At 73.9% G+C, this 8,206-nt stretch carries 11 protein-coding genes; 8 read left to right on the top strand and 3 right to left on the bottom strand.

The window, feature by feature from the left end:
* Positions 1 to 1,217 (top strand): aldehyde dehydrogenase family protein (locus HUW36_RS20045; protein ID WP_174529580.1); only part of this gene is annotated, 1,217 nt, incomplete at its 5' end.
* A gap of 60 nt (positions 1,218 to 1,277) precedes the next feature.
* Here the strand turns inward: HUW36_RS20045 and HUW36_RS20040 are convergent.
* The gene (locus HUW36_RS20040) at positions 1,278 to 1,682 is read right to left on the bottom strand and encodes a ChaB family protein (protein ID WP_174529579.1); all 405 of its coding nucleotides are present in this window, start codon (positions 1,680 to 1,682) and stop codon (positions 1,278 to 1,280) included.
* A gap of 143 nt (positions 1,683 to 1,825) precedes the next feature.
* Here HUW36_RS20040 and HUW36_RS20035 point away from each other — a divergent pair, with 143 nt between their 5' ends.
* The 5 genes from HUW36_RS20035 (at position 1,826) to HUW36_RS20015 (ending at position 4,565) form a co-directional block, all read left to right on the top strand.
* A complete protein-coding gene (locus tag HUW36_RS20035) occupies positions 1,826 to 2,800 on the top strand; it encodes a YihY/virulence factor BrkB family protein (protein ID WP_174529578.1) in 975 nt (324 codons plus the stop codon).
* A gap of 87 nt (positions 2,801 to 2,887) precedes the next feature.
* Positions 2,888 to 3,304: a DUF2795 domain-containing protein gene (locus HUW36_RS20030; protein WP_174529581.1), complete on the top strand. Its 417-nt coding sequence runs from the start codon at positions 2,888 to 2,890 to the stop codon at positions 3,302 to 3,304.
* Between the two features lie 55 nt (positions 3,305 to 3,359).
* Complete coding sequence (locus HUW36_RS20025) at positions 3,360 to 3,821, top strand: SRPBCC family protein (RefSeq protein WP_174529577.1); 462 nt, start codon at positions 3,360 to 3,362, stop codon at positions 3,819 to 3,821.
* Between the two features lie 107 nt (positions 3,822 to 3,928).
* Complete coding sequence (locus HUW36_RS20020) at positions 3,929 to 4,192, top strand: hypothetical protein (protein ID WP_174529576.1); 264 nt, start codon at positions 3,929 to 3,931, stop codon at positions 4,190 to 4,192.
* Positions 4,193 to 4,352: 160 nt separating this feature from the next.
* Positions 4,353 to 4,565 (top strand): hypothetical protein, encoded by a 213-nt coding sequence (locus tag HUW36_RS20015; RefSeq protein ID WP_174529575.1) that lies wholly within the window; start codon positions 4,353 to 4,355, stop codon positions 4,563 to 4,565.
* Positions 4,566 to 4,572: 7 nt separating this feature from the next.
* Here HUW36_RS20015 and HUW36_RS20010 read toward each other — a convergent pair whose 3' ends face one another.
* A complete protein-coding gene (locus HUW36_RS20010) occupies positions 4,573 to 5,013 on the bottom strand; it encodes a hypothetical protein (protein WP_174529574.1) in 441 nt (146 codons plus the stop codon).
* 162 nt (positions 5,014 to 5,175) lie between these two features.
* Here HUW36_RS20010 and HUW36_RS20005 point away from each other — a divergent pair, with 162 nt between their 5' ends.
* Positions 5,176 to 5,538 (top strand): DUF6401 family natural product biosynthesis protein, encoded by a 363-nt coding sequence (locus HUW36_RS20005; protein WP_174529573.1) that lies wholly within the window; start codon positions 5,176 to 5,178, stop codon positions 5,536 to 5,538.
* Between the two features lie 58 nt (positions 5,539 to 5,596).
* On the opposite strand, the gene HUW36_RS20000 is transcribed toward HUW36_RS20005, so the two are convergent.
* Positions 5,597 to 6,454: a mechanosensitive ion channel family protein gene (locus tag HUW36_RS20000; RefSeq protein WP_174529572.1), complete on the bottom strand. Its 858-nt coding sequence runs from the start codon at positions 6,452 to 6,454 to the stop codon at positions 5,597 to 5,599.
* A gap of 200 nt (positions 6,455 to 6,654) precedes the next feature.
* On the opposite strand from HUW36_RS20000, the gene HUW36_RS19995 reads away from it, so the two are divergent.
* Positions 6,655 to 8,206, top strand: a 1,552-nt coding sequence (locus HUW36_RS19995) for a SpoIIE family protein phosphatase (protein WP_174529571.1), incomplete at its 3' end; no start/stop codon positions are given.

Here is an 8,206-nt window from a genome sequence, read left to right as displayed (position 1 = left end):
CGGACGCGGTCGAGGCCGCCGCGGCGGACCTCGCCGAGGCGACCACCGCGGAGATGGGCAAGCCCCTGGACGACGCGCGCGGCGGCGTGGCGGCGGGCATCGGCACGCTGCGGCAGTACGCCGAGCTGGCACCGGTGCGGGGCGGACGGACGCTGCACGGCAGCCACCCGGCGTTGGACTTCATGACCCCCGAGCCGCGCGGCGTGGTCGCCGCGATCACCCCCTGGAACGACCCGGTGGCGGTCTCCTGCGGCCTGCTCGGCGCGGCCCTGGTGACCGGCAACGTGGTCCTGTACAAGCCGAGCGAACGCACCCCGGCCACCGGCTGGCTGCTGGCCCGGGCGTTGGACTCGGCGCTGCCGGCGGGCGTGCTGTCGCTGCTCACCGGCGGCGCGGAGGTGGGCGCCGCGCTGGCCGGCCAGAAGCTGGACGTGGTGGCCCACGTGGGATCGACCGCGACCGGTCGGGCGATCGCCGCGGCCGGCGCGCGCACCGGGGCGAAGGTGCTGCTGGAGAACGGCGGCAGCGACCCGCTGGTGGTGGACGCGGACGTCGACCCGGTCTGGGCGGCCGAGCAGGCGGCGCTGGGCTGCTTCGCCAACGCCGGCCAGATCTGCGTCGCGGTGGAGCGGATCTACGTGCACCGCGACGTCGCCGAGGACTTCGTCGACGCGCTGGTGGCCCGCGCCGAGGCGCTCGCCACCGGGCCCGGCCGCGACCCGGACACGCAGCTCGGCCCGCTCGTCGACCGGCGGCACCGGGACCACGTGCACGGGCAGGTCACCGCCGCGGTGACCGACGGCGCCCGGGTACGCACCGGCGGCACGCTCCCGGACGGGCCGGGCGCGTTCTACCCGGCCACCGTGGTGGAGGGCTGCCGCCACGAGATGGCGCTGGTCCGCGAGGAGACGTTCGGTCCGGTCGCCCCGGTGGTGGTGGTCGACTCGTTCAGCGAAGGGCTGCGCTGCGCGGCCGACTCCCCGTACGGGCTGGCCGCCACGGTGCTGACCGGCTCGATGAGCCACGCCCAGCGGGCCTGGCGGGAACTGCCGGTCGGGACCGTCAAGGTCAACGCGGTGTTCGGCGGCGCCCCCGGCGGCGCGGCCCAGCCGCGTCGGGGCAGCGGCCAGGGCTTCGGGTACGGCCCGGAGCTGCTCGACGAGTTCAGCACCGTGAAGGTGGTGCACCTGGAGGCGCCCGGCGGCGGCCACTGGTGAGCCGGCACCGACGAGCCCGGGACCTGCGCGGTCCCGGGCTCACGGTCGTACGGTGGCCGATCAGCGACCGCCGCGCGCCTTGCGGGTCGCGGTGTCGTTGGCCTTCTCGATCGCCTTCACCAGCTCCGGCTTGGTCATCCGCGACCGGCCGCGCACGTCCAGCTTCTTCGCCACCTCCATGAGGTGGTCCTTGGTGGCGTTGGCGTCCACGCCGCCGGCGGTGGGCGCGCGCCGGGCCGGTCCGCCGCCGGCGGCCTGCTTGTCGCTCGGCCCCTTGCGGCCCTTCGGCTCCCAGTGGTCGCCCACCTTCTCGAACTCGTGCTTGACCGCGGCGAAGGCGGCGCGGTGGGCCCGCTCCCCCTCGCCGTACGTCTCGACCGCCGAGTCGTGCGTCTTCTCCCAGGTCCGCTGCGCCTTGGCCGGGGACCGCTTCAGCGTGCTGGGCATCACCTCGCGCCCGGGCATCTGGTCCACCTCCGTCTCGATCGGGTGTCCCTTGTCGTTCCCGCCCGCCCACGGGACAAACCGGCGCGCGGTTTGTCGATTTCCGCGGTGGGGTACCGCCGGGCCACGCCCGGTGGTGCGGCCGGCGCGTGGAGGAGGCGGTCATGACGGCGACGACACCACCCGCGGTCGGTGACCCGGCCCGGTCCCGCTTCCCGCGCCGGATCCGCCAGCTGAACTGGCGCACCTGGCGGGGTGTGCTGCTGCGTAGCGGCCAGGGCTTCGTCAAGGACAACTGCGCCGACTGGGCGGCCGCGCTCACCTACTACGGGGTGCTGGCGCTCTTCCCCTCCACGGTCGTGGTGGTCGCGCTCGTCGGCCTGGTCTCCGACGGACCGCGCACGGTGGACACCGTGATCGACCTGGCGCGGGAGATCGGGGCCGGCTCGGTGGTCGGCAACGACGCGTTCGTCGGCGTGGTGCGCAACGTGGTCGAGCAGCAGGGTTCGGCGAAGGTGCTGCTGAGCTTCGGCCTGCTCGGCGCGCTCTGGTCCGCCTCCGGCTTCATCGGCGCGTTCACCCGGGCCTCCAACGCGATCTACGGGGTCGAGGAGGGGCGGCCGTTCTACCGCCTGCGCCCGCTGCAGATCGGCATGGCCGCGATCACGCTGCTGCTGCTCGCGGTGGTGGCCACCGGGCTGATCGTCAGCGGCCCGGTCACCGACGCGGTGGGCGACCTGCTGCACGCCGGCGCCCTGGCCCGGACCTCCTGGTCGGTGGCGAAGTGGCCGCTGCTGGCCCTGGTCGCGATGACGTTGCTGTCCCTGCTGTTCTGGATCGCGCCGAACGTGCGGCAGCCGCGCTTCCGCTGGCTCACCCCCGGTGGCGCACTGGCGCTGCTGGTCTGGGTCGCGTCCTCCTTCGGCTTCGGTCTCTACGTGGCCAACTTCGGCTCGTACGACGTCACCTACGGCAGCCTCGGCGCGGTGATCGCGTTCCTGGTCTGGCTCTACCTGTCGAACTGCGCGTTGATGCTCGGCGTGCAGGTCAACGCCGAGTTGCAGCGGGGTCGGGCGATGCAGGCCGGGGTGGAGGAGCCGGCCGAGCCGGTGCTGCCGCCGCGTGCGCCGGCCGACTGAGGAGCGGCCGTCCGGTTCCGCCCCGGGTGACCGGCTCCCCCGGCCGGCGCCGGTTTACCGGCGATCCCCCGGGGCATGTCTGTGGGCATGGAACGTGGCAGCAGCAAGCACTCGCCCAGGGTCGACGATCAGATGAGCAGCGAGGTCAGCGGTCTCGTCCAGGGGCCGGGCACCGGGGGCTCGCGGGTCGACGAGTTCCGCGTCCCCGAGCCGGCCGGCGAGGACCAGCCCGAGGCCACCACGGCCCCGGCCGGAGAGCTGCGTACCGGCGCTCCGCAGGGGATGAGCTCCGAGGACGTGGAGGCGCGCAGCCGCCTCGGCCGGTTCATCGGCATGGCGGCGCTGCCCGGCGACCGCGACACGCTGGCGGCCAACGCGCGGGAGAACGAGGCGCCCGCGGACGTCGTCGCGGCGTTGGAGAGCCTGCCGGAGGGCACGCGTTACCAGACGGTTTCCGAGGTGTGGGCCGCACTCGGGCACAAGAACGAGACGACGCGCTGGTGAGCGGATCGGCCCACGGTCCGCACCACGTCACCGGCGGAACAGGAGGAACCCCGACATGAGCGGCGTTATGGAACACGTGGACGTGGACGTCCCGATCCGGACCGCGTACGACCAGTGGACCCAGTTCGAGGAGTTCCCGCACTTCATGGAGGGCGTGCAGGAGGTTCGCCAGCTCTCCGACACGATGACGCACTGGACCGTGGAGATCGCGGGTGTCAAGCGTGAGTTCGACGCCGAGATCACCGAGCAACTGCCGGACGAGCGGGTGGCCTGGCGCTCCACCGGGGGCACCCAGCAGGCCGGCGTGGTGACCTTCCACCGCCTCGACGAGGGGCACACCCGGGTCACGCTGCAGATGGAGTTCGAGCCGCACGGCGTGGTCGAGCAGGCCGGCGACAAGCTGGGCGTGGTCGACCGCCGGGCCAAGGGCGACCTGGAGCGGTTCAAGACGTTCATCGAGCGACGCGGTCAGGAGACGGGCGCCTGGCGCGGTGAGGTCGACCGCCCGACTCCGTGAGTCTCCGCATCCCCCCGTACCGAAGCTTCGATGGCCGCCGGACACCCGGCGGCCATCGCGCTGTCCGGCGGCCGTTTGCGATCATCCCGCCCGGGTACCGCAGGGGAATGACCGACAACGACCGCCACGTGTGGCGCGACGAGGACCGCACTCCCCTGCACGAGCTGGACCAGGCGATCGCCCGGTCGACGCTGGACGGCCAGGCCGACGACGCCACCGGCAACGACGCCGGCGAGGAGGCCGCGTTCGGTCACGGCCCCGAGGCGGTCGACCGGGGCGCCGGCCCCGAGGCCGAGCGGCGGGAGATGACCGACGCGGACCGGGCGTACCGGCCGTCGACCACCGGCCGGACCGGCCCGGACACCATCTGAGGCGCCGGCTCCGGGGGCCGGACGGTACCCGGAGCCGGTCACCCTATGCTCGGCCGAAACGACAAAAAGTGAGGTACGGGCGGTCCGGAAAACGGACAGCCCATCCAGAATCGGCCGAACGGCTGACGGCACTCCCCCGGCTGCGCGCAAGACTTTCGGGATGGATCAGGGCTCCGCTTTCCTCTCCACCCGTCAGCGCCGCCTCGCCTGGTTGGGCTTTCTGCTCGCCGCCGTCCAGGCGCCGGTCGCCGCCAAGTTCGCCGACGACAGCTCCTGGCTCTTCAGCCTGGTGGTCGCGCTGATGGTCGCAACCGTGATCATCGCCGACGACGGCGCGCGCCGCCGTCCGGCCCAGGCCCGCTCGTCGGACTGACCCTCCGCTACGCCGGACGCGCCTCGTGCCCGGGCCGGCCCCGGGTACGGCGGCGCTCCTTCATCTCCGCCTCGTAGAGGTGCCGCCGGCCACCGACCAGGTCGTCCCGGGCCTGCCGGTCCATCTCCCGGAAGAGCGCGTAGTAGCCGTCGTCGAAGTCCTCGACGATCTGGAACGTCCACCGCCCGGCGATGACGTTGCGACCGAGCAGGTCGCGGTCGATCCGCTCGGCGAGCGCCGGATGGCCGGCGGAGCGGAACAGCTCCACCGCGTCGTCGAGCATCAGGTCCGCGTGGCCGATCAGCTGGTGCAGCTCGTAGAGGTGGCCCCGGGCCCGCTCGACGCACTCCAGGGCCTCACCGAGCTTGCCCAGCGCCTCGACCGTGGCGTCACTCACCCCGTCCGGGCGGCGGTGCGCGCGGTCCGGACCGTCGTGCTGCTGTCCCATCGTGTTCCTCCACGGGCTCGCTGCGCCGTCTGCGCGGTTACCTTCTGCCCCGGGACGGGCGGCTCAATCCCGCCGGACGACGCCGCCGGTCACCCGGCCGATCCGGGCATCGGCCGGTCGGCCGAGGTCACCCCGCAACGCCCGGGGCTAGCCTCGGTCACCATGCGCGTGCCGAACAACCGGGTCGCGACCGCCTCCGCGGCGGTGGCCGCACGGTCGACCCTCACCACGCTGACCGCCGCCGTCGGCACCGCCGGGCTCGCCGCGGCCTTCGCGAACCCCGGTCTGCTGGCCGAGGTCGACCAGCACGCCGCCGGCGTACGCGACAGCCTGCACGGCGACCGCCGACCGCTGAGCGTGGCGGCGCTGGCCGGCTACGCCGAGGGGCTGCGCGACGCGGCGACGGAGCACGGCTGGACGCCCCCGGAGGGCCCGGTCGACTGGTCCGCGCCGGACTGGCTGCTCACCCGCCTGCTCGCGGTCTGCCTGCTGGCCCGCGGGCTGGACCCGCGGCACCTGGCCTGAGCGCACGGCGACGGGGTGTCCGCGATCGCCCCGCGAACACCCCGGTCACCCGCCTCCGTCAGCCGTTCGGCCGGCGGAACTGCTGCGTCTGGTCGCCGGACTGGCCGGAGCGGTACGTGCCCGCTCCCGACATCGACTGCTGCCCGGTCGGGGTCGGCTGCCCACCCCGGTCGGCCATCTGCCGCTCGTAGTCGCTGCGGCCGGCCTGCTGCGCCTGCCGCTGCTCCCGGAACGCCCGGGACTCCTCGGCGGCGCGGTGCAGCCACCCGTCCCAGCGGTCCTGCATCGGCTTGATCAGACCACCGCCGACACCCACGATCAGGATGCCCGCCACGGTGGCGAGGAAGGCCACGAGCACCGGCGTGGTCACCGTGGTCGCGATGCCCACCTGGTTGAGCGCGGCGATGACGCCGAGCGCCAGGATGAAGATCGCGGTGATGTCGGCCAGCACCCGGCCGTACGAGAGCCCGCCGAGCGCACCGGAGACCAGGTCCCGGACGGCGTTGGCGATGGCCGCGGCGATCACCACGATGACGATGGCCACGAAGGCCCGCGGCAGCCAGGAGACCACCCCGCGGATCAGGTCGCTGATCGCGTTGGGCCCCCACACCCCGAAGGCGAACTGCAGGGTGAACAGCAGAACCGCGTAGTAGGCCAGTCTGGCCAGGATGTCGCTGGCGTCGTACTTGGTACGTTCGAGGGCGCGTTTGATCCCGCCGCGTTCCACGGCGCGGTCGAACCCGACCCGTTCCAGTGCCGCGTCCACGATTTTGAGGACGGCTCGGGCGATGAGCCAACCCACCACGAGAATCGCGATGAACGCGATGGCCCTCGGTACGAAGAGCAGCACCGACCTCCAGAAGTCGGTCCAGGCCGCACTGATGTCGACCTGCCCGACCGCGAGGGTTTTCGGCATGATGTCCCTCCTGTCGCGTGAACTGCGCCGCCCGCATACCCGATGACCTCGGCAGCACGCCGAGCCGGACCCGCCCAATTTCCCGACATGCCCCACCGAACCGGCCCTGACCTGCACTGACGTCCACCCGCCCGACGACCGGAGCCGGCTCGGGACACATGATCGGAACCGGACCGCCACGCTCCGGTTAGGCTGCGGTCATGCCAGGCACCGTCGGTCGGGTTCCCACGCCCTCCGTCCCCACTCCGGGAGCGCCCGCCGGTCCGGTCGCCACCGGGCCGACCACCGCGACCGCCCACCCGTGGGCCGGCACGCCGCTGGGCGCCCCGGAGAACTGGGACCCCGCGGTCCGCGCCGTGATGGACGTGGTGCTGGACTCGCCGGTGCCGATGGCGCTGCTGCTCGGCGACGACCTCGTCCTGCACTACAACGACGGGTACGCGGAGCTGATCGGCGACCGCCATCCGGACGCCCTCGGTCGGCCGGCGGCGGAGGTGTTCGCCGAGGTGTGGCGGGAGGCCGGCGCCGGCGAGGCGCTGGAGCGGGTCTACCGGCAGGGCGAGCCGTTCCTGGAACGGGAGGCGGTGCTGCCGGCCGAGCGGGAGGGCAAGAGTCCGGCCGAGCCGGCTGTGTTCACCCGGGGTCACTCCCCGGTCCGGGACTCCACCGGCCGGATCGTCGGCGTGCTGACCGTGTCCGCCCAGACCACCCAGCTCACCCAGCAGTTGCAGAGCCTGAGCGACTTCGCCGCGGCGCTCTCCGGCACCCTCACCCTGGACGACGTGGCCCGGGTGACGCTGCGTTACTGCCTGCACTCCTTCGACGCCGACCGGGTCTCCTTCGCCGTGGACGAGGGCGCCGCGTGGCGCCTGGTCCGCCGCGTCCGGGGCGAACTGCTCGACGAGGCCGACGAACGGCTGCCTCCGCTGTGGCGCCGGATGCCCACCGACTCGCCGCTGCCCGCCGCCGTCGCCGCGCGCAGCGGAGTGCCCTCGTTCATCACCGACGGGCAGCCGCTGCGCGACGTCGCGGCGGACCGGCACGACGAGAAGATCCGGGCGCTGGCCGCGTTGCCGCTGCGCTCCTCGGCGATCCGGGGCGCGCTCACGGTGGGCTATCAGGCGCCGCGGCCCTGGTCCCCGGCGGAGCGGGCGCTGCTGGCCGCGTCGGCCGAGCTGATCGGTCAGGCCGCCGAACGGGCCCGCCGCTTCGAGACCCAGCACGGCACCGCCCAGCTGTTGCAGCGCAGCATGCTGCCGGAGCGACTGCCCGACCTGCCCCGGCTGCGGATCGCCGCCCGCTACGACCCGGGCGTCGACGGCAACGCCGCCGGTGGCGACTTCTACGACGCGTTCCTGCTGCCCTCCGGCGCGCTGGGCGTGGTCCTCGGTGACGTGGCCGGTCACGACGTGCAGGCCGCCGCCCGGATGGGTCAGGTACGGGCCGCGCTGCGCGCGCTCGCGCTGTCCGACTCCCGCCCGGACGCGGTGCTCGGCGGCCTGGACCGGCTGGTCGGCAGTCTCGGCACCGAGGGCGGCACGCACGAGCTGTTCGTGACCGTGGTGTTCGGCGTGGTCGACGTCGACCGTGAGCTGCTCACGCTGGCCAGCGCCGGTCATCCCGCGCCGCTGGTCCGGCGTGGCGGCCCCGACGCCGCGGCGGAGTTCGTCGAGGTGCCGCCCGGCCCGCCGCTGGGCCTCGGCGGCCGGGCCCGGACGGTCACCGTGCCGTTCCGTCCCGGTGACACGCTGC

Origin of the sequence: Micromonospora maritima (assembly GCF_902825405.1) — a bacterium.
Classification (GTDB): domain Bacteria; phylum Actinomycetota; class Actinomycetes; order Mycobacteriales; family Micromonosporaceae; genus Micromonospora; species Micromonospora maritima.
Note: the sequence above shows the minus strand (reverse complement) of the source record. Positions and strands in the feature narration are given on the sequence as shown.